A 21,036-nucleotide genomic window follows, 5' to 3' on the forward strand; every position below is an offset into this window, starting at 1 on the left:
CTCTCTCCGTAACCTCCAGATTGTGCCGACGCGCGGCTTCGGTCAATGTGCAGGGATGATCGACCCGCTTCTCATTCTTATCGCCGCCGTCTTCCTGATCGCCGGATTCGTCAAGGGCGTGGTCGGGCTCGGCCTGCCGACGGTCTCCATGGGCCTGCTCGCGGTGAACATGGCCCCCAGCCGCGCGATCGCCATCGTGATCGTGCCCGCCATCGTCACCAACATCTGGCAGACCTTTGTCGGCCCTCATTTGCGCGACATCCTGAAGCGGCTATGGCCGCTGATGATCGGCACCGTGATCGGATGCTGGCTCAATGCCGGTGCGCTGACCGGTCCCTACGCGCGCTACGGCACGGTCGTGCTGGGTGTGCTGCTCGTCATCTATGCCGTGATCGGGCTGAACAAGTTCCAGTTCCACGTCGCGCCGAACAACGAGAAATGGGTCGGTGGTGTGGTCGGCGTCATCACCGGCGTGATCTCGGCCTCGACCGGCGTGCAGGTGATCCCCTCGATGCCATTCATGCAGGCGATCGGCATGGAGAAGGACGAACTGGTGCAGGCACTCGGCGTGTTCTTCACGACGGCGACGCTGGCGCTCGCCTTCAACTTGACCGCGGGTGGCCTGCTGACGCCAGCCAATGCCGTGCCTGGCGCGGTCGCCATGGCCACGGCCTTTGCCGGCATGTTCATCGGCCAGTCGGTGCGGGTGCGGATGCCGGCGGAAGCGTTTCGCCGCTGGTTCCTGATCGCGATGGTCCTGCTCGGCGTCTATCTGGCCGGCAGCGCGCTGCTGAAGGAATTCGCGTAAGGGAACGTTACCGCGTCTCCAGCATAGCGACGCGGATGCCGAGATAGATGAAGAGGCAGCCCAGGGTCCGGTTGACCCAGGCGATCACGCCCTCGGACTGCCGCAACCGGTTGGCGGCTTTCGCGGCGAACGCCGCCAGCACCAGGCACCACAGCGTTCCCGTGCAGATGAAGATCAGGCCGAGCGTCAGGAAGGCGAGCGGCTTGTGGGGCGCATCGACCGCGACGAATTGCGGCAGGAAGGCCAGGAAGAACAGCGCGACCTTGGGATTGAGCGCGTTGGTGAAGACGCCCTGGAGGAAAACCCGCCGCAGCGAGTTCCGCTCCGCCTCGTCCTTGACCGCCACAAGCGCCGGCCGCGACCACAGCATCTGAAGGCCGGTGAGGACCAGATAGGCCGCGCCGACCAGCTTTAGGATCGAGAACGCGGTGGATGAGGCCATCAGGAGGGCCGAAAGACCGATGGCCGCTCCCGCGACGTGGAAAAAGCAGCCGCAACTGATGCCGAATGCCGCAGCAGCCCCGCCGCGCCAGCCCATCTGCATGCTGCGGCCGATGACATAGACCGTATCAGGTCCCGGCGTGATGTTGAGCAGCACGCCCGACAGGATGAACAGCCAGATCTCGTGAATGCCCAGCATATGAGAAGCCCCCGCCGCCCCGGCCGGGCGGCCTGAAGGGATTCGGCTTAATCGGTTCGCACCCAATCGTCCACCGCCGGAATTGCGTGGGATTTGCATCGAATTTGCAATGCGGTTCATACTTTCGCTCGGCCTCATCTGCTCTATAAAGGCCGGGTTCTTGAAATGCGGGATTCGCGGGCCGCTGCCACGCGGTGGCAGGTCTCCGCTCCTTTGGAGCTCCGAGGATATGGAAAGACGTCTGGCCGCCATCGTCTGCGCCGATGTCGCCGGGTATTCGCGGATGATGGGCAGTGACGAGGCCGGCACCCATGCCGCCTTCAAGGCCCATCGCAGCGCGATCCACCCCATCATCCTCAATCACGGCGGCCGCGTCGTGAAGAACACCGGCGACGGCTTCCTGCTGGAATTCCCCTCTATCGTCGGCGCCACCGAAGCCGCGATCGCGATGCAGACGCTGATGGTGGAGCGCAACGACCACCTGCCCGCCGACCGCGCCATGCAGTTCCGGCTCGGCATCCATATGGGTGACGTCATCGCCGACGAGGACGAGGTGTTCGGCGACGACGTCAACATTGCCGTCCGCCTCGAATCCGTGGCGAGCCCGGGCGGGTTCGCGATTTCGGCCAAGGCTTACAAGGAAGCGAGCAAGCATCTCACTGTGCCGCTGGTCGATGGCGGCAATCACCGCTTCAAGAACATCAAGGATCCGGTCGGGATCTGGACCTGGACGCCCGAGGGCGCGACTACGCGCGTGCCCGAGGCGAAGGAGGCCCTGTCGCGGACCGCGATCGTCGGCGTGCTGCCCTTTGCCAATCTCAGCGACGCCCAGGACGAATATTTCTCCGACGGCCTGACCGAGGATTTGATCCACGCACTGTCGCTGCAATCCTTCTACCGTGTGCTGAGCCGCAACTCGACCTTCGCATTCAAGGGCAAGAACGCGAGCACCCGCCTGATCGCGCGCGAGATCGACGCCACCTATTTGATCCAGGGTTCGGTGCGGCGTGCCGGAGCCAAGATCCGCGTCACCGCCGAGTTGATCGCGCCGGAGACCGGCGAGCAACTCTGGACCGGCCGCTATGACCGCGACATCGGCGACTTCTTCGCGATGCAGGACGAGATCACGACCAGCCTGTCCGCCGCCATCGCCACCGAGATTGTCCGCGCGGAGGCCTCCGCACCCGCGCGCCTCACCACCGACGTGACAGCCTGGGACCGCTTCCTCAAGGGGCTTTCGCATTACTACCGGCAGACCAAGGAGGACCTGGATTCCGCCATGGTCCTGTTCAAGGAGGCGATCGCACTCGATCCGAAACTGTCGATTGCACACGCCTACCTCGCCACGATCCAGATCCAGAGCATCCAGTTCGGCTGGATCAAGGGAACGCGCGAATTGTGGGCCGAGGCGATGAACCTCGCCGAAAACAGCGTCCGGCTCGACCCGCGCTCGTCCTTCGCGTTCTCAGTTCTGTCCTGGGCCCACGCCATGGAGGGGCATTACGAGGCGGCGATGGACGCCGCCAAGCGCGCGGTCGCGCTCAATCCCTACGACATGGGCGCGCGCGGCGTGCGCGGCATCTGCCACTTCGTCATCGGCGAGCACCGGCAGGCGATCGAGCTGTTCTCGATGGCCGCGCAGCGCGACAACAGCGACCCGCGCTATCAATGGGCGGCGCTGAACGCCTTCAGCCATTATCTCCTCGGCCAATATGACGCCACCCTGTCGTGGGCGCGCGAGCAGCTCTACGTCAATCCGAACCACTTGCAGGCCTTGGCGATCCGCGCCGCAGCGCTGGCGCAATCGGGACGGACCGGCGAGGCAATCGAGGCGACCTCCGTGCTGATGGGCAATTACCCGACCCTGAATGTCGACCGTCATCTGCGGAATTTTCACTGGAAGAGGCCTGAGGACCTCGCGCATTACCGCGAGGGGCTGCTGAAGGCGGGCGTGCCGGTCAGCAAGCTCACTTTGGTTCAGAGCGACGTCAAACGCGCGGCTGAATCCTGAGGGCAAGTTCTGAGGACAAGGCGCGCGCTCACGTCCACCTTTATTGACACCACAGTGAATTCAGCCACACTTCGTCACACGCTGAAGTAGTATTGTCTTTCGGCGTCCGCGCTGTCTGTTTGTTAAACTTTCCGCGCTTGATCGGCGTGGCCGCTTTTCGCGATTCGTTTCTTTCAGGATTTTGACCGATGGATGACTCCCGCAAGAAACCCTTCGATCCCTCAATCCAGGTCTCGCCGAACAATCCCTGCCCGTTCCTGCGCGGCCTCGTCGGCGAAGGTTTTGTCGACGGCGGCACCGTCCCGCTCCGGACGCTGTCACAGACCATCGCAAATGCGAGCGGCGAGACTGGGCTGAAGAAGGTCTCGGCCCGCATCCAGGTCCGCGGCGTTGCGCTCATCGCCAATGGCGCCTGTCACCTCCTGCAAAGCATTTTCTGGGGCGCGCAGCTCGATAGGCTGCGCGGCGGCCCGCTCGACAAGCTCGGTGCCGGCTCGCGCATCCTCGGCGTCGACGGGCGCGTCAACGAGGACGAGATCGCGCGGCTCACCGGTTTCGGCAGCACCTATGCCGATCCCGATGGCGGCACCGAGACCGGGCTCAACGCCTCGCAAATCCAGACCTTCATGAACGACAATCTGAAGCGCGCCGGCAATCAAGCTCGCTGGTACTACCCGATCCTGATGAAGTTCGAATGGCCGGTCCTGCTCAAGATCATGGGCAAGGGCCAGGGTGATGACCGCTATCTCAGCGTGGCCGAGGTGAGGACATTGTTCAACGAACGCAAATTCCCTGACAGGATCACCCAGCGGATGGTCAGCCAACCGGTCAAACCACCCTCGCTCATATTGCGCGCCGCCGGCGGATTGGTCGCCGCGCTCCTCGTCTTCGGCATCGTGGCGCTTCGCTTTCCCGATCAATTCCAGCCGATGCTGCCCAGCGTCATCGGCCAGTTCGTCGCCCCGCCATTGCCGAAACTTGTCGACCCCCGGGCCGCGTACTGGCTTGAGCAAAACTGGGCGCTGGAGGACCGGCACTGGTTTCATCATGCCAGCCAGGGCACCGCGACCTTCCCGGTGCCCTATAGCTGGTTCATGGCGCTCGAGCAGCCGCGGCTTCACTTCTTTGCAAAGCCCGGGATGCTGCATGACAGCGACCATCTGCAGCGCTTCGGCTTCATCCCCAGTCCGCAGACGATCAACACCGACGACGCCACGCTGCGTCGGTTCGGCTATGCCAACGTCTACGACAAGACGAAGCCGGTGCCGGCTCGGCTTTGGGATCCGCCGGTCAACTGGGGCACCCAGGCTGAAAACGTCGGCGGCCTGCCCGTCGGCTTTGCGCGCATGATCGGCGTGCCCGATCCTGCGACCGGCCAGCTCGGCGAGGACCGGATCGGCCTGACCTGCGCCGCCTGCCATACCGGCCAGATCCACTACAAAGGCATCGACATTCGCTTTGACGGCGGCCCGGCGATGACCGACCTCAGGAAGCTCGAGGTCACGACCGGTCTGTCGATCGCCTACACGCTCCTCGTGCCGGGTCGCTTCACGCGCTTCGCCGACCGTGTGCTCGGCCCCTCCGCCAGCGATGCGGATCGCGATGCGCTGAAGCAGAAGCTGCAAACGATCGGCACGTTCCTGAAAGACTGGGAGGAAACCTACGCGAAAACCATCGACGGCAAGACGAGGTTCAACGAGAAGACGAAGCGGGACGAGCCGCAGGAGGACACGGAGGAAGGATACGGCCGTCTCGACGCGCTCAACCGCATCGGCAATCAGGTCTTCGCCCAGGACATGACGCTCAGCGGCCTCAGCGGCTTCGAAAAGAATCTGCATGCCAAGGACGCGCCGGTCAGCTTCCCGCCGATCTGGACCGTGCCCTGGCTCAAATTCGCGCAATATGACGCTTCGATCGAACAACCGCTGATCCGCAATGCCGGCGAAGCGCTGGGCGTGACCGCGCTGCTCAATTTGTCCGACAATACTCCCAAGGACACGCTGTTCCGCTCGTCGATGGATATCAAGAATCTGAACTGGATCGAGGAGTTGCTGGCAGGGTCACCGCCCCATCCGAAAAAGCAGCTCAGTGGACTGACGTCGCCGAAATGGCCGTCGGATATCTTCGGCGATGGGGCCTGGAAAATCGACGGCGACCGCGTCAAGAACGGCCGCAAGCTCTATGCGGAGATCTGCGTCGAATGCCATCTCGGGCCGGTCAACGATCCCGTGTTCGACACGGAATTTCCGGACAGGAGCATCTGGTCTTCGTCGCGCTGGGAACCCATCGGCGACAAGAAATTTCTGAACGAGGTCCAGAAAAGCGTCAAAGGCATGGGGACCGATCCCGCTCAGGCCAATGTGCTGGCGAAACGGACGGTTCAGGTGCCGGGCTTTCTCAAGCTCGATCCCACGCAGAATCTCAATGCCTGGTGGAGCTGCAATCTGCCGGAGATCTCTTCGACCGACATGCCGTACTCGCTCGGCCTGATGGTGCTCGTCGACATCGTCAGCCGCAAAGCGATGGACGATGCGAAGATCGATCCGAAGGTTCAGAAGATCTGGTGGGGTGAGCGCCAGAACTGCCCCAATCCCGGTCCTCAGCCGCCCGAGCCCGAGAAAGAGCCGCAGCCCTGGTATCGCGCGCGCCCGCTCAACGGCGTCTGGGCCACCGCGCCTTACCTGCACAACGGATCGGTGCCCTCGCTGTACTGGATGCTGAGCCCCGCGGCCGAGCGCCCCAAATCGTTCTGCATGGGCGGTGGTCGCGACTACGATCCGAAGCAGGTCGGCTTCGCGGTCGTCGACGGCGAGAGCTGCAAGACCGGGCAGTCGCGCTTCTCGACGCGAGCGTCGGACGGCACCGAGATGTTCGGCAACAGCAATGCCGGCCACTCGTTCGATGGCACGCCGGGCCCCGGCAAGGACGGCACCATCGGCCGCGTGCTCAAAGAGCAAGAGCGCTACGACCTGATCGAATATCTGAAGACGCTGTAGCGTGCCTTCTTCCCTTGCCCCTCAAGCGGGGCGAGGAAGCTTCCGTCGCGCCTCACCCGAACAGCGGCGTGCCCGGCACGAACGCATCGAAGGCGGCCCAGAATTGCAAGCGGTAGCGGTCCTGCTCCTGGAGGATCTCGTGTTTCGAGCCGGCGATGACGAGGTGGGAGCCGGCCCGCAGATGATAAGCGAACTCCTCGATCGCCGCAGTCGAGACCACGGTGTCGTTGGACGCCGCCAGCATCAGGATCGGCTGGCGGATTTCGGACGGATAGCTCATGCCCTTGAAGGTCTTCATCGCCCTGAACGCCGTATCGGCCCAGGCGACCGTCGGTGACGCCAGCCCGAGCGTCGGATCCTCCTCCAGGATCGCGGCATTGCGCGCGTAGCGCACGGGGTCGCTGGTGAGGTGATTGTTGATGAAGGGATCGAGCCCGGTGAGGCGATCGCTGCCGCCGGGGACGTAGCTGCCGCCCTGCCCCGTCAGGCGCATCGTCTTGAGCAGCGCCCGTACCGGAAACGAGGTGGCGCGGCCGGGCAGGTCGATCATCGGCGCCGACAGCACCATGCGATCGAACCAGCGCTTGCCCGCATGCGCCACCCGCAGCATCACCGCGCCGCCCATGGAATGGGCGAGCGCGAAGAAGGGCGGCGGGCAATCTGGCAGCACCACCTGCTGCACGAAGGTCTCGACGTCGATCTCGAAGTCGGCGAAGTCGCGCACGTAGCCCTTGCGCGGATCGCGCAGCCGCCGCGAGGAATGCCCCTGCCCGCGCCAGTCGATCATCGCCACCGCAAAACCGCGGTCGCGCAGGTCGCGCACGGTCTCGAAATATTTCTCGATCGATTCGCTGCGTCCGGTAAAGACGCAGACCGTCCCCTTGCGGCCCGCCGGCGGCGCCCAGCGCGCAAAGCGAAGCTCGGCGCCATCAGGCGTCTTGATGGTGCCGCTGACGACGTCTTCGGGAACGGGATTGGACGGAATCGAGACCAGCGTCATGGGTGGGAAATGCTAAAATCAAGGGGCGGGGGAGCGCCGAAAAGGCGCCAATACGGCCCTCTTGAACGCAGTTTCCCAAAACCCATATCACTTTGGTGCAGGCCGCTACCAGTGTTTCGGAACCGGAACATCAGGCTGCACGCAGACGAAAGCCCGGCCCGATTGGCGGGCGGGTTATCCAACAGTCGCTCAATGGAGGACTTGACCATGCGTACCTATGATCTGACGCCCTTCTATCGTTCCACCGTCGGCTTCGACCGTCTCTTCAACCTGCTCGACCAGACGAGCTCGGACGGCAGCCCCGGTTATCCCCCCTACAACATCGAGCGTACCGGCGAGAACGCCTACCGCATCACCGTTGCGGTCTCCGGCTTCGCCAAGGATGAGCTCTCCATCGTCGCGAAGGAAAACACGCTGACGATCAAGGGCGAGAAAGTCGCCAACGAGAACAGCAAAGCCGAAGTGCTCTACCGCGGCATCGCCGCGCGTGCCTTCGAGCGCGCCTTCCAGCTAGCGGATTTCGTGCTGGTGAAGAACGCCTCGCTTGAGAACGGCCTGCTTCACGTCGACCTCGTGCGCGAGATTCCCGAAGCCAAGAAGCCGCGCCAGATCGCGATCAACACCGGCGCGCAAGGCGCGCAGGTGATCGAGAACTCGGCCGCCGCCTAAACCGCGCACGCCACTTCCAGGTTGCGAAAACGCCCCGGTGCCCCGGGGCGTTTTTTGTGTTGCACTGCATCACAGAGCAGTGAACACACGTAACGACGCCGCCCCACGTTCCGTCCTTTGGGTATCGAACCCAAAAACAAGGACGGAGAACGATCATGACACTTTGGCGCAGCCTTTTCGTCGCCGCGAGCCTGTTGGCGGCTCCCATCAGCCTCGCTCACGCCCAGACCCCGCAGACCGTGAAGGCCAAGAACGTCGTGCTGGTGCACGGCGCCTGGGCTGACGGCTCGAGCTGGTCGGAAGTCATCCCGATCCTCCAGGCCGCCGGATTGCACGTCACCGCCGTGCAGAACCCGCTGTCGTCGCTTGCGGAGTCCGTCGAGGCGACCAAGCGCGCGCTGGCTGAGCAGGACGGCCCGACCGTGCTGGTCGCGCATTCCTGGGGCGGTACCGTGATCAGCCAGGTCGGCACCGATCCGAAGGTCTCCGGGCTCGTCTACATCGCCGCCCGCGCCCCCGATGCGAACGAGGATTTTGTCGCGCTCTCGAAGCAATTTCCGACCGGCCCGGTGCGCGCCGGCATCGTCGAGCGCGACGGTTACACCAAGCTCTCGGAAGACGCGTTCCTGAAGTATTTCGCCAATGGTGTGAAGCCCGAGCAGGCCAAGGAGCTCTATGCCGTGCAATGGCCGACCGCAGCGTCGATCTTCGCCGGCCGCACCACTGAGGCCGCCTGGCATTCGAAGCCGAGCTGGTACGCAGTGTCGAAGAACGACGGCACGATCAACCCGGATTTCGAGCGCTTCCTCGCCAAGCGCATGAACGCCACCACGATCGAGCTCGATGCCGGCCACCTCTCGCTGGTCTCGCACCCGAAGGAGGTGGCGAATTTGATCCTGGAGGCGGCGGGGTACGGGCACAGCTAAGTAGCGATTGCCTTGACGCAAAAGGCGCCCGGAATTTTCGGGCGCCTTTTGTTTTGTTGTTTTGCCCGGCTCTCTCCCGAACGTCGTCCCGGCGAAGGCCGGGACCCATATCCCCAGGGAGGAGTTTGGCGAAGACCCGTCGTTCGGTACTCCCACCGCCCACTATCGATACACCTCGCGGTATGGGTCCCGGCCTTCGCCGGGACGACACCGTGATTGCAGTACGCAGCTTGCGATCGAACAGACACCGCGCGTAAGCGCGCGCCTAATCCAACCCCTGCGCGGCCGGCATGTCCTGCGTGGGCAGGATCGTCGCCGCGGGCTTGGCCTGGCCTATCGTCGATGCTGGAGCTTGTGGCACCGCCTCGGCGGGCTTGGGCTGCACGGCGGCTGTCTGCTGCGCGGGCTGAGCCTGCGGCTCCTGTGCTGCCGGCTTGGCAGCCGCCACCGGCGCCTCGCCGCGCGGCGGAGCGGCCTTGGGCAGTGGCACAGCGCGGCTGGCGACATGCGGGATCGAGGCGGGCGGGNGGCGGCCCGCCGCGGATGGCGGTCGGCGGCGGCAGCGCGCTTTGCGGGCCGTAAGGCGCAACGGCGCGCTCCTCATAGGCCGGCGCCATGCCATAGGCGTCAGCGGCCGGCAAGAACCGCAAAATCCGTCCGTCGCGGGCGTCGATCACCAGCCGCCCGTCATCGCCGCGGCGGTCGATCACCGCGATGGTGTGGACGGCGCCGCGCAGGCGCGGGATGCCAAGCGGAGAGAAGCCGTTGTCGCGCAACACGGCGTAGACCTCGGTTGCCGGCAGCAGCGACGGTGCCGGGCCGCGCTCATCGTAGCCATAGCTATAACGCGGCGGCGGGGCCACTTCGGGCGGCCCGTATGGCCCATCGAAATCCGAGACCGCAACATAGGGCCCTTGGGCCCCTCGCGCCGCTCCGTTCGCCAGCACTTGCGCCTCAGCGGCCGTTGCCACCAGCGCCAGCGCGGCGGCGGCCACACATCCTGTGAAAAACTTCATGGTCGAAACGCTCCTGTCAGGCCCCGAATTGCTTGCGCTCTTTCGCTTCTTGCGGCGTGGCGCTCCTTTCGAAGGGCTGAGGTGAAGCTTCATTGGGGATTCCGGCGTCGGCGGGGCCGGATCAGGGCGCGTTTGCTTCAAAACCGCGGCCGCTCGCCATGCGGAAAGCGCTGATTGACTCGTTGGGAATCGGGACTTGCGCGCGCTTGTGTGATAGACAAAAATTTGGCAAGGTGATTGTTAGGACAGGAAGACTGTCTCAATTTTGCTTGCGGTTCCGGCATAGGGATTGCAACGAAGTCGGTGCTTTCGAGCGCCAAGAAGGCAACAGGTAGAGCCGTTCTCGGGGACGTAGAGCGCCTTGGCCTGAATTTAAGAAAATGCGGCTCGCAGCGGACGAGCGGTGGCCCAAAAGCGGGTGCCGCGGAACGCCCAAGGTGCGCCGAAGATAGCGGCGAGGCAGCTTGCCGCATGGAGAGGACGAGGACATGAACGGGTCGCAATTCGAGCGCGCAAACATCGTGGCAGAAGAGCTGTCGGCGACGGTCGCCTCGAAAACGACCGATCCGATTCAGGAACACAATTCGCGCCCGCCCACCGTTGGCCTCTACGATCCGAGCCTGGAAAAAGATTCCTGCGGCGTCGGCTTCATCGCCAACATCAAGGGCAAGAAGTCGCACGAGATCGTCTCGGACGCGCTCAGCATCCTCTGCAACCTCGAGCATCGCGGCGCTGTCGGGGCCGACCCGCGCGCCGGCGACGGCGCCGGCATCCTGGTGCAGATCCCGCACGCCTTCTTCAGCCGCAAGGCCAAGGAGCTTGGCTTCGCGCTGCCTCAGCCGGGCGAATACGCCATCGGCGCGCTGTTCATGCCGCGCGACACCGCCTGGCGTAACGTCATCAAGAGCATCATCGCCGACCAGATCAAGGAAGAGGGTCTGACCCTGCTCGGCTGGCGCGACGTGCCGACCGACAATTCCTCGCTCGGCGTCACCGTGAAGCCGACCGAGCCCGCCTGCATGCAGGTGTTCATCGGCCGCAACGGCACCGCCAAGACCGAGGACGATTTCGAGCGCCGGCTCTACATCCTGCGCAAGTCGATCTCGCAGGCGATCTACCAGCGTCGCGACCGCGGGCTTGCGGGCTATTACCCCTGCTCGATGTCTTGCCGCACCGTGATCTACAAGGGCATGTTCCTCGCCGATCAGCTCGGCAAGTACTATCCCGATCTGCACGAGAAGGACTTCGAGAGCGCGCTGGCGCTGGTGCATCAGCGCTTCTCCACCAACACCTTCCCGGCCTGGTCGCTGGCGCATCCCTACCGGATGATCGCGCATAACGGCGAGATCAACACGCTGCGCGGCAACACCAACTGGATGGCGGCACGCCAGGCCTCGGTGAGCTCCGAGCTCTATGGCAAGGATATCAACCGGCTCTGGCCGATCTCCTACGAAGGCCAGTCGGACACCGCCTGCTTCGACAACGCGCTCGAATTCCTGGTGCAGGGCGGCTACTCGTTGCCGCACGCTGTCATGATGATGATTCCAGAGGCGTGGGCCGGCAATCCCTTGATGGATGAAACGCGCCGCGCCTTCTACGAATATCACGCAGCCCTGATGGAGCCGTGGGACGGCCCCGCCGCGATCGCCTTCACCGACGGCCGCAAGATCGGCGCCACGCTCGACCGCAACGGCTTGCGGCCGGCGCGCTATCTCGTCACCAAGGACGACCGCATCGTGATGGCGTCCGAGATGGGCGTGCTGACGATCCCCGAGGACCAGATCATCACCAAGTGGCGGCTTCAGCCCGGCAAGATGCTGCTGGTCGACCTCGAGCAGGGCCGCCTGATCCCCGACGACGAGATCAAGGCCGATCTCGCCAAGAGCCATCCGTACAAGGAGTGGCTGGAGCGGACCCAGATCGTGCTGGAAGAGCTGCCGAAGGTTCCGACCACCGGCGTGCGCTCCAACCTGTCGCTGCTCGATCGCCAGCAGGCGTTCGGCTACAGCCAGGAAGACATCGCCATCCTGATGACGCCGATGGCGGCCATCGGCGAGGAGGCCGCCGGCTCGATGGGCAACGACACGCCGATCTCGGCGCTGTCGGACAAGGCCAAGCCGCTGTTCACCTACTTCAAGCAGAACTTTGCGCAGGTCACCAACCCGCCGATCGACCCGATCCGCGAGGAGCTGGTGATGAGCCTGGTCTCGATCATCGGACCGCGGCCGAACCTGTTCGACCTGCAAGGCCTCGCCACCACCAAGCGCCTCGAAGCGCGGCAGCCGATCCTGACCGATGCGGACCTCGAGAAGATCCGCTCGATCTCGGAAGTGGCCGAGTCGCACTTCAAGTCGCGCACGCTGGACACAACCTTCCACGCCGGCCTCGGCGCGGCCGGCATGGACCAGGTGCTCGACGAGCTCTGCGCGCGCGCTGAGAGCGCCGTGCGCGAAGGCGTCAATATCATCATCCTGTCCGACCGCATGGTCGGCACCGATCGCGTGCCGATTCCGTCGCTGCTCGCCTGCGCCGCCGTACATCATCATCTGATCCGCACGGGTCTTCGCACCTCGGTCGGCCTCGTCGTCGAATCCGGCGAGCCGCGCGAAGTGCATCATTTCGCCTGCCTTGCTGGCTACGGCGCCGAAGCGATCAATCCATACCTGGCGTTCGAGACCATCATCGCGATGAAGGACCGCCTGCCCGGCTCGCTCGACGACTACGAGATCGTCAAGCGCTACATCAAGTCGATCGGCAAGGGCCTGCTCAAGGTGATGTCCAAGATGGGCATCTCGACCTACCAGTCCTATTGCGGCGCGCAGATCTTTGACGCCATCGGCCTCAAGGCGGAATTCGTCGGAAAGTTCTTTGCCGGCACGCATACCCGCGTCGAGGGCGTGGGTCTCGCCGAGATCGCGGAAGAGGCCGTGCGCCGTCATGCCGACGCGTTCGGCGAGGCGCTGGTCTACAAGACGTCGCTCGATGTCGGCGGCGAATATGCCTATCGCAGCCGCGGTGAGGACCATGCCTGGACCGCCGAGTCGGTGGGCCTGCTTCAGCACGCCGCGCGCGGCAACTCGCTGGAACGCTATCGGGCTTTCGCAAAAATCCTCAACGAGCAGTCGGAGCGGCTCTTGACGCTGCGCGGCCTGTTCCGGATCAAGACCGCGGAGGAAGACAAGCGCAAGCCGGTGCCGCTCGACCAGGTCGAGCCGGCCAAGGACATCGTCAAGCGTTTCGCCACGGGCGCGATGAGTTTCGGCTCGATCTCGCGCGAGGCGCACACCACGCTCGCGATCGCCATGAACCGGATCGGCGGCAAGTCGAACACCGGTGAAGGCGGCGAGGAATCCGACCGCTTCAAGCCGCTGCCGAACGGCGACAGCATGCGCTCGGCGATCAAGCAGGTCGCCTCCGGCCGCTTCGGCGTCACCACGGAGTATCTCGTCAACTCCGACATGATGCAGATCAAGATGGCGCAGGGCGCCAAGCCCGGCGAAGGCGGCCAGTTGCCCGGCCACAAGGTCGACGCGATCATCGCCAAGGTCCGGCACTCGACGCCGGGCGTCGGCCTGATCTCGCCGCCACCGCACCACGACATCTACTCGATTGAGGATCTGGCGCAGCTCATCTACGACCTCAAGAACGTCAACCCGGCGGGCGACGTCTCGGTCAAGCTCGTCTCCGAAATCGGCGTCGGCACGGTGGCCGCGGGCGTTGCCAAGGCGCGCGCCGACCACGTTACGATTGCGGGCTTCGAGGGCGGCACCGGCGCTTCGCCGCTGACCTCGATCAAGCATGCCGGCTCACCTTGGGAGATCGGCCTCGCCGAAACTCACCAGACGCTGGTGCGCGAGCGGCTGCGCAGCCGTATCGTGGTCCAGGTCGACGGCGGCTTCCGCACCGGACGTGACGTCGTGATCGGCGCGCTGCTCGGCGCCGACGAGTTCGGCTTCGCGACCGCGCCGCTGATCGCGGCCGGCTGCATCATGATGCGCAAGTGCCACCTCAACACCTGCCCGGTCGGCGTCGCGACGCAGGATCCGGTCCTGCGCAAGCGCTTTACCGGCCAGCCCGAACACGTGATCAACTACTTCTTCTTTGTCGCTGAAGAAGTGCGCGAGATCATGGCTTCGCTCGGCTACCGCACCTTCAACGAGATGATTGGCCAGGTCCAACTGCTCGACCAGACCAGGCTGGTCGCGCATTGGAAGGCCAAGGGGCTCGACTTCTCGAAACTGTTCGTCAAGCAGAAGGAAGAGAAGGGCCAGAAGATCTATCACTCGGAGCGCCAGAACCATCATCTGGAAGCCGTGCTCGATCGCACCCTGATCGAGAAGGCAACGCCCGCGCTCGACCGCGGCGCGCCGGTGAAGATCGAGGCCGGGATCAACAGCACCAACCGTTCCGCCGGCGCGATGCTGTCGGGCGCGATCGCCAAGATCTACGGCAATGCCGGCCTGCCGCATGACACCATCCAGGTCAGCCTCAAGGGCACCGCCGGCCAGGCTTTCGGCGCCTGGCTCGCACATGGCGTCACCTTCGAGCTCGAGGGCGAAGCCAACGACTATGTCGGCAAGGGCCTCTCGGGCGGCAAGATCATCGTCAAGCCGCCCAGGAACAGCGCCATCGTGCCGGAAGAGAGCATCATCGTCGGCAACACCGTGATGTACGGCGCGACCGATGGCGAGTGCTACTTCCGCGGTGTCGCCGGTGAACGCTTTGCCGTGCGCAACTCCGGCGCGGTCGCCGTGGTCGAGGGCGCGGGCGATCATTGCTGCGAATACATGACCGGCGGCATCGTCGTCGTGCTCGGCAAGACCGGGCGCAACTTTGCGGCCGGCATGTCCGGCGGCATCGCCTATGTGCTCGACGAGAGCGGCGACTTCGACAAGCTCTGCAACATGGCGATGGTCGATCTCGAGCCGGTGCTGTCGGAAGAGCTCATCAACGCCGGCACCTATCATCACAGCGGTGACCTCGAGGCGCATGGCCGGGTCGACGTGTTCAAGAACCTGCTCGATTCCGACGTCGAACGCTTGCACGTCCTGATCACGCGCCATGCCAAGGCGACCGGCTCCAAGCGCGCCGCCGACATCCTTGCCAACTGGAAGGACTGGCTGCCCAAATTCCGCAAGGTGATGCCGGTCGAGTACCGGCGCGCGCTACGCGAAATGGCAGCCAACGCGGACGCCGAGCCGAAAATCGCGATCGGGGCGTAGACATCACACCCCGTCATTGCGAGCGAAACGAAGCAATCCAGACTTTCTCCTCGGATACACTGGATTGCTTCGAAGCTCACGCTCCTCGCAATGACGACAAGGAAGAAACAGAACGGATTTAAGCGGCAGGGACTTCGGGTTTAATGGGCAAGATCACGGGTTTTCTCGAAATCGAACGGCACGACCGCAAGTACACCCCGGTCGCCGAGCGCGTGAAGCATTACAACGAGTTCGTCGTTCCCTTGACCGAGAAGGAAACGCGCGACCAGGCCGCGCGCTGCATGAACTGCGGCATTCCCTATTGCCACGGCACCGGCTCGGTCGCGCCCGGCACGCCCGGCTGCCCGGTCAACAACCAGATCCCCGATTTCAACGACCTTGTCTATCAGGGCAATTGGGAAGAGGCGTCGCGCAATCTGCACTCGACCAACAATTTCCCGGAATTCACCGGGCGCATTTGTCCGGCGCCGTGCGAGGCATCGTGCACGCTCAACATCGACGACAACCCGGTCACCATCAAGACCATCGAATGCGCGATCGTCGACCGCGCCTGGGACAATGGCTGGCTCAAGCCTGAAGTCGCTTCCGTCAAGACCGGCAAGAAGGTCGCGGTGATCGGCGCAGGGCCAGCCGGCATGGCTTGCGCGCAGCAGCTCGCGCGCGCCGGCCACGATGTGCATCTGTTCGAGAAGTACGCCAAGGCCGGCGGCCTGCTGCGTTACGGTATTCCCGACTTCAAGATGGAAAAGGGCGTCATCGACCGCCGCATCACACAGATGGAAGGCGAAGGCGTCACCTTCCACTACAACAGCCATGTCGGCGCTGACGGCAATGTCGACCCGCGCGAGCTGCTCAACGAATACGATTCCGTGGCGCTGACCGGCGGCGCGGAAGCCCCGCGCGACCTGCCGATCCCCGGCCGCGACCTCGACGGTATCCACTATGCGATGGACTTCCTGCCGCAGCAGAACCGCCGCGTCTCAGAGGAGCCGCTGAACGGCGTCACCGAGATTCTGGCCAGCGGCAAGCATGTCGTCGTGATCGGCGGCGGCGACACTGGAAGCGACTGCATCGGCACCTCGCTGCGCCAGGGCGCGCTGTCGGTGACCCAGCTCGAGATCATGCCCGCTCCGCCCGAGCACGAGAACAAGGGCCTGACCTGGCCGAACTGGCCGCTGAAGATGCGCACCTCGTCGAGCCAGGCCGAAGGCGCGGTCCGCGAATACGCGGTGCTGACGCAGAAGTTTTCCGGCGAGAACGGCAAGGTCAAGAAGCTGCACTGCGTCCGCGTCGACGACAAATTCAAGCCGATTGCCGGCACCGAGTTCGAGCTCGATGCCGAGCTGATCCTGCTCGCGATGGGTTTTGTGCACCCCGTGCACGAGGGCATGTTGAAGCTGCTCTCGGTCGACCTCGACCCGCGCGGCAACGTCAAGGCCAACCTGCTCGACTACCAGACCTCGCGCCCGAACGTGTTTGCGGCCGGCGACATGCGCCGCGGACAATCGCTGGTGGTGTGGGCGATCCGTGAGGGCCGGTTGTGTGCGCGGTCGATCGATACGTTCCTGATGGGGAAGACGGATCTGCCGCGGTAGTCGCTCGCGCTGCCGCCAGATTTACGGAAGGTGTCATCGCCCGCGAAGGCGGGCGATCCAGTATTCCAGAGACGTCAAACGTATACGGATAGGCCGCGGCGTACTGGATGCCCCGCCTTCGCGGGGCATGACGGCGGAATTAGTTCTGCAACCTCACGCCCAGCATCACCACCGTCCCCTGCGAGCTTGATCCCGCCTGGTTCGAATCCAGAATGTCATGCCGCAGCGTGCCCTTGATCCAGAGGTTGCGGTTGAGCTTGTAGATCAGGTTGCCTTCGATCGAGTAGGTCTTGTCGTTGCGATTCTGGTCCTGGTAGTCGTAGGTGCCGTAGGTGAACTTGCCGATCGCGGTGAGCCAGCGGCGGAAGTCGTGGTCGACCTCGGCGGCATAGGTGTGCACCAGCACGCCGGAGGAGCCGGGGATCGTGGTCTCCGCGATCTGCGTGTCGGTGGAGAATTTTACCGTGGTCAGGCCGCTCGCATTCCAGATCAGCGAGCCCGAGGTCAGGAAGCCCGCGAGCTGGCTCAGCCGCGGGTCGACATAATTGCGCGCGGAATAGCCGACCGAGATTTCGCCGGTGAGGATGCGCGAGAATTCAAAGGACGAGCCGACCTTGGCATAGCCGCCGGATGAATCGCGCAGATAGCCGTTGCGGTCGGCGGCCTGGTCGTGGACGCGGTTGTCGCCCTCGATCTCGACGAACGGCTTCAGGCCGGGCTTGAGCTCGTAGGAGAAGCGCCCGACGCCGCCATACTGGTTGAAGTCGCGATCGTCATTGCTGAAGGTCGAGCCGTCGGTGAGCTTGGAGTCCGTATAGGCCGTGCGATCGATGGTGGCGCCAGCCGCGACCTGGAAGCGATTGAAGGTCTGGTCGAAGCCGAAGGTACCGCCATAGGTGGCGTAGATCGGATATTTCTGGAGGCCGGCCTGCACGTTCGGGCTGCCGGGATTGTCGGTCGCGAGCCGCAGCCGGAATTGCGAGGTCAATTTGAGATCGCGATCGACATCGAAGCGGCCGTCGACATGGCCGGTGAAATCGGGACGGTTGATCTCGACCGGCGACGGCGAGGCGAAGCCGTCGATCGTCGCCGGCATGTTGTTGGTGTAGCCCGAGAACGAGCCGCGTAAGTCGGCGACCAGCGCGTGGCGCTCCCAGTCGGACATCACGAGGAGATCGGGCGCGACCACATAGACCGGCGAGCCGATCGGCTTTTGCAGACGCGCCGGATTGGTGTCGTAGCCGGTGGAGAGCTCGAGACCACCCTTGATCAGGAAGCTGCCGGCATAGTCGCCGACCGCGCCGAATGCATCGTCGTCGGCCTTGAGGCGGCGGCGCAAGGGCTGGCCGGGAACGGTGCCGGCCATCGCCGGCGGCACCGGTGTCTTGTGCGCGGTCTCCGACGGTGGCGGCGCGATGCGTGGCGGGCCGAGGCTCGTGTCCGGCGTCGCGGGCGGCACCGGTGAACCGGGCCCGACGGGTCGCTTCGGCTTTGGCTGGCCGGGATAGAGCTTTGGCTGCTGGCGCTTGCGGTTGAGCGAGTCATAACCGGAGCTGCTCGCGCCGTTGGCGGCGGGCAGGCCGTAGGTCGGGACCTGGCCGATGCGCGACGGCGCCGGCGTCTCGCGGCTCTTGCGCGGATCGACATTGGGATCCGGCGGCGCCGGGATCGCATCCGACGGCGCCTGCGGCACGCCGGCCGTGCGGCGCGTCGGCAGCGTGTCCGGCGCGGCAAAGCCGCCGCGGTTGGGATTGAACAGGTCGGGCGTGAGGCTCTGGGCGGCCGCTGGGCCACTTTCCAGGGCCATCAGCAGCAGGCATGGCAAAGCGGCGCGAAAGGCGTACGCGCGACGGCTCCGGCCCCTGCCTGGAGGCGACCCCACGATGGAACAACTCCAACGAAATCAGACACTTCGTCGATGAGCTCCCACGAACAGGCGGGAACCATCGTTAATGGAGTTAAAACAATTATGGTTAATGACCCGTTGAGGGTTTGGGGGGCGGGTTGCCGTTTCTTCGAAACGCCATCCCTCCTCATCTCTTTGTTTGAGCATGATCTTTCCGGAAAACCGGTGCCCACTTTTCCGGATCATGCTCTGCGTCGCCTCATCGGCCTCGGCGTGCTAAGGAGGCCTAATCGGGCGATTGCCCACCTCCCTGGATAGATGCATGCCGAGTTCGAAACCGCTGATGACCCAATCATCCGGCCCCACCCCTACCAGCGTCGAATCCGCGCTCCGCACGCTGGAGACGGAGAGCGGTGGCATCAATGCGCTCGCAGCCGCCTTGCGCGGTCCGCTGGGCGAGGCGTTTGCCAAGGCGGTCGACCTGATCCGGCAGGCCAAGGGCCGCGTCATCGTCACCGGGCTCGGCAAGTCCGGCCACATGGCGCGCAAGATCGCGGCGACATTGGCCTCGACCGGCACGCCGGCCTTCTTCGTTCACACCGCTGAAGCCGCCCATGGCGATCTCGGCATGATCACGACCGACGACGTCATCATGGCGCTGTCCTGGTCCGGCGAGCAGCCGGAGATGAAGACCCTGGTGAACTATTCGGCGCGGTTCGCGATCCCGATGATCGCGGTCACATCGAACGCGGCGTCCTCGCTCGGGCAAGCCGCCGACATCGTGATCGAGCTGCCCAAGGCGCGCGAAGCCTGCCCGCACAATCTGGCGCCGACCACCTCGACCCTGATGCAGGCGGCGATCGGCGACGCCATCGCGATTGCGCTTCTGGAAGGCCGCGGCTTCACGGCGCTGGAATTCGCGCATTTCCACCCCGGCGGCAAGTTAGGGGCGATGCTGAAATTCGTCCGCGACTACATGCGCACCGGCGCGGAGATTCCGGTCAAGCCGCTCGGCACCAAGATGTCGGACGCGGTGATGGAGATGTCGGCCAAGGGCCTCGGCTGCGTCTGCATCGTCAATGAGGCGAACGAGGCTGTCGGCATCATCACCGACGGCGATCTGCGCCGCCACATGAGGCCTGATCTTCTGACGGCGTCGGTTGATGACATCATGACAAAACAGCCCAAGACCGTGCCGCCCTCGATGCTCGCGACCGAGATGATCGAGGTGCTGAACACGCGGAAAATCACGACGCTGGTCGTGACCGAGTCGGACAAGGTCGTCGGCATCGTACATCTGCACGATTTGCTGCGGGCGGGCGTGGCGTAAGGCACGCCCCTCGTCATTGCGGAAATCGCGCCGCCTTTTCCTCGAGCGGCAATCTCAGCCCATTCGCCAGATACGACACCGTGCGATAGAACCCGCACAGCAGCATGATCTCCAGAACTTGCGCCTCGTCGTAATGCGCTGACAGCGCGGCGAACTCGGCATCGTCAAACGTCGCGCGGTGATGCAGCGCGTCGACGGCCGCGATCAGCGCCTGCTCGGCCGGTGACCAGCAAGGCGAGGACGCATCGCCCTGCACGGTGGCAAGAACCTCCTCCTCGGTGAGTTTCGCCGGCCCGCCAAAAATCGCGACATGCACGCCCCATTCGTACTCGCATTTGTTCAGCGCGCAGGTGCGGTCGATGACGATCTCTCGCGCGCGCAAGGACAGCGGCCCGGGATCGAGCAGGCCGCCGGCGCGAAACTTGTCCCAGGCGCGCGTGTGACCCGCCATCACCCGGAACAGCACCAGCGGCGGCGCGCCATGCATGATGCGATCGAACTGCGCCTGGATCTCCGGAGGATAAGGCGGCTTGAGCGGCGCGATGCGCGACGCGGGCTGGGACACGGCTGCCTCCGTTGCTACAATTATCGTAGCGATATGCTACATTTTCTGTAGCAACGCGCAAGAGGTTTCGATGGCAAAACGGGCCGGCTCCAAAAACCGCAGCGTCCGCGGCTCGCGCACGGGACGGCCGATCATGGCGTTGCTCGACCTGCTCGGCCAACGCTGGACTCTGCGCATCCTGTGGGAGTTACGCGACACGCCCCTCACTTCCCGCGCGCTACGCACGGCCTGCGACGAGGCCTCACCGACGGTGCTGCAAGCGCGGCTGACGGAGTTGCGCGAGGCGGGGTTTGTGGAGCTGGGTGAGGGTGGAGGCTACGGGCTGACGCCGTTGGGGCGAGAGCTGTGCGAAACGTTCATGCCGCTGCACCGGTTTGCGGAGAGGTGGAAGAAGTGAGCGGCCCCTCTTACC

At 64.4% G+C, this 21,036-nt stretch carries 13 protein-coding genes and 2 pseudogenes; 9 read left to right on the top strand and 6 right to left on the bottom strand.

Annotated elements, in window-relative coordinates:
• Positions 1-55 precede the first annotated feature (55 nt).
• Positions 56-808 (top strand): sulfite exporter TauE/SafE family protein, encoded by a 753-nt coding sequence (locus UP06_RS17000; protein ID WP_045004021.1) that lies wholly within the window; start codon positions 56-58, stop codon positions 806-808.
• Between the two features lie 7 nt (positions 809-815).
• Here the strand turns inward: UP06_RS17000 and UP06_RS17005 are convergent, their stop codons facing one another.
• The gene (locus UP06_RS17005) at positions 816-1,448 is read right to left on the bottom strand and encodes a LysE family translocator (RefSeq protein ID WP_045004022.1); all 633 of its coding nucleotides are present in this window, start codon (positions 1,446-1,448) and stop codon (positions 816-818) included.
• A 229-nt stretch (positions 1,449-1,677) separates the two neighbouring features.
• Between UP06_RS17005 and UP06_RS17010 the strand changes: the two genes are divergently transcribed.
• On the top strand, positions 1,678-3,459 hold the full coding sequence (locus UP06_RS17010; RefSeq protein WP_045004023.1) for an adenylate/guanylate cyclase domain-containing protein: 1,782 nt from the start codon (positions 1,678-1,680) through the stop codon (positions 3,457-3,459).
• Positions 3,460-3,647: 188 nt separating this feature from the next.
• Positions 3,648-6,455, top strand: coding sequence for a di-heme-cytochrome C peroxidase (locus UP06_RS17015; RefSeq protein ID WP_045004025.1), 2,808 nt, complete (start codon positions 3,648-3,650; stop codon positions 6,453-6,455).
• 52 nt (positions 6,456-6,507) lie between these two features.
• On the opposite strand, the gene UP06_RS17020 is transcribed toward UP06_RS17015, so the two are convergent.
• Positions 6,508-7,455, bottom strand: a complete 948-nt coding sequence (locus tag UP06_RS17020; RefSeq protein ID WP_045004027.1) for an alpha/beta fold hydrolase — start codon at positions 7,453-7,455, stop codon at positions 6,508-6,510.
• Positions 7,456-7,662: 207 nt separating this feature from the next.
• On the opposite strand from UP06_RS17020, the gene UP06_RS17025 reads away from it, so the two are divergent.
• Together UP06_RS17025 and UP06_RS17030 are read left to right on the top strand one after the other, a co-directional pair.
• Positions 7,663-8,124 carry an Hsp20 family protein gene (locus UP06_RS17025; RefSeq protein ID WP_045004256.1) on the top strand — a complete coding sequence of 154 codons (462 nt, stop codon included), beginning with the start codon at positions 7,663-7,665 and terminating at the stop codon, positions 8,122-8,124.
• A 155-nt stretch (positions 8,125-8,279) separates the two neighbouring features.
• The gene (locus tag UP06_RS17030) at positions 8,280-9,050 is read left to right on the top strand and encodes an alpha/beta fold hydrolase (protein ID WP_045004029.1); all 771 of its coding nucleotides are present in this window, start codon (positions 8,280-8,282) and stop codon (positions 9,048-9,050) included.
• Positions 9,051-9,315: 265 nt separating this feature from the next.
• On the opposite strand, the pseudogene UP06_RS42105 reads toward UP06_RS17030, so the two are convergent.
• A pseudogene (locus UP06_RS42105) lies at positions 9,316-9,577 on the bottom strand (hypothetical protein); the annotation flags it as partial.
• A 1-nt stretch (position 9,578) separates the two neighbouring features.
• Positions 9,579-10,066 (bottom strand): annotated as a pseudogene (locus UP06_RS42110) (hypothetical protein); the annotation flags it as partial.
• A gap of 488 nt (positions 10,067-10,554) precedes the next feature.
• Here UP06_RS42110 and gltB point away from each other — a divergent pair.
• A complete protein-coding gene (gltB, locus tag UP06_RS17040; protein ID WP_045004031.1) occupies positions 10,555-15,288 on the top strand; it encodes a glutamate synthase large subunit in 4,734 nt (1,577 codons plus the stop codon).
• A 143-nt stretch (positions 15,289-15,431) separates the two neighbouring features.
• Positions 15,432-16,883, top strand: a complete 1,452-nt coding sequence (locus tag UP06_RS17045) for a glutamate synthase subunit beta (RefSeq protein WP_045004033.1) — start codon at positions 15,432-15,434, stop codon at positions 16,881-16,883.
• 139 nt (positions 16,884-17,022) lie between these two features.
• On the opposite strand, the gene UP06_RS17050 is transcribed toward UP06_RS17045, so the two are convergent.
• The gene (locus tag UP06_RS17050) at positions 17,023-18,765 is read right to left on the bottom strand and encodes an outer membrane beta-barrel protein (protein WP_045004035.1); all 1,743 of its coding nucleotides are present in this window, start codon (positions 18,763-18,765) and stop codon (positions 17,023-17,025) included.
• 286 nt (positions 18,766-19,051) lie between these two features.
• Between UP06_RS17050 and UP06_RS17055 the strand changes: the two genes are divergently transcribed.
• Positions 19,052-20,059 (top strand): KpsF/GutQ family sugar-phosphate isomerase, encoded by a 1,008-nt coding sequence (locus UP06_RS17055; protein ID WP_045004037.1) that lies wholly within the window; start codon positions 19,052-19,054, stop codon positions 20,057-20,059.
• A 13-nt stretch (positions 20,060-20,072) separates the two neighbouring features.
• On the opposite strand, the gene UP06_RS17060 is transcribed toward UP06_RS17055, so the two are convergent.
• Complete coding sequence (locus tag UP06_RS17060) at positions 20,073-20,624, bottom strand: carboxymuconolactone decarboxylase family protein (RefSeq protein WP_045004039.1); 552 nt, start codon at positions 20,622-20,624, stop codon at positions 20,073-20,075.
• A gap of 70 nt (positions 20,625-20,694) precedes the next feature.
• Between UP06_RS17060 and UP06_RS17065 the strand changes: the two genes are divergently transcribed.
• Positions 20,695-21,021, top strand: a complete 327-nt coding sequence (locus tag UP06_RS17065; RefSeq protein ID WP_045004041.1) for a winged helix-turn-helix transcriptional regulator — start codon at positions 20,695-20,697, stop codon at positions 21,019-21,021.
• Positions 21,022-21,036: the final 15 nt, after the last annotated feature.

It is taken from the genome of Bradyrhizobium sp. LTSP857 (assembly GCF_000938285.1).
In the GTDB taxonomy this organism is placed as follows: domain Bacteria; phylum Pseudomonadota; class Alphaproteobacteria; order Rhizobiales; family Xanthobacteraceae; genus Bradyrhizobium.

What these genes read in the sequence shown, in the direction of transcription:
- gltB (WP_045004031.1), top strand. Translation starts at nt 10,555, where the DNA reads ATGAACGGGTCGCAATTCGAGCGCGCAAACATCGTGGCAGAAGAGCTG.
- UP06_RS17055 (WP_045004037.1), top strand. Translation starts at nt 19,052, where the DNA reads ATGCCGAGTTCGAAACCGCTGATGACCCAATCATCCGGCCCCACCCCT.
- UP06_RS17000 (WP_045004021.1), top strand. Translation starts at nt 56, where the DNA reads ATGATCGACCCGCTTCTCATTCTTATCGCCGCCGTCTTCCTGATCGCC.
- UP06_RS17005 (WP_045004022.1), bottom strand. Translation starts at nt 1,448, where the DNA reads ATGCTGGGCATTCACGAGATCTGGCTGTTCATCCTGTCGGGCGTGCTG.
- UP06_RS17030 (WP_045004029.1), top strand. Translation starts at nt 8,280, where the DNA reads ATGACACTTTGGCGCAGCCTTTTCGTCGCCGCGAGCCTGTTGGCGGCT.
- UP06_RS17045 (WP_045004033.1), top strand. Translation starts at nt 15,432, where the DNA reads ATGGGCAAGATCACGGGTTTTCTCGAAATCGAACGGCACGACCGCAAG.
- UP06_RS17025 (WP_045004256.1), top strand. Translation starts at nt 7,663, where the DNA reads ATGCGTACCTATGATCTGACGCCCTTCTATCGTTCCACCGTCGGCTTC.
- UP06_RS17065 (WP_045004041.1), top strand. Translation starts at nt 20,695, where the DNA reads ATGGCAAAACGGGCCGGCTCCAAAAACCGCAGCGTCCGCGGCTCGCGC.
- UP06_RS17020 (WP_045004027.1), bottom strand. Translation starts at nt 7,455, where the DNA reads ATGACGCTGGTCTCGATTCCGTCCAATCCCGTTCCCGAAGACGTCGTC.
- UP06_RS17015 (WP_045004025.1), top strand. Translation starts at nt 3,648, where the DNA reads ATGGATGACTCCCGCAAGAAACCCTTCGATCCCTCAATCCAGGTCTCG.
- UP06_RS17010 (WP_045004023.1), top strand. Translation starts at nt 1,678, where the DNA reads ATGGAAAGACGTCTGGCCGCCATCGTCTGCGCCGATGTCGCCGGGTAT.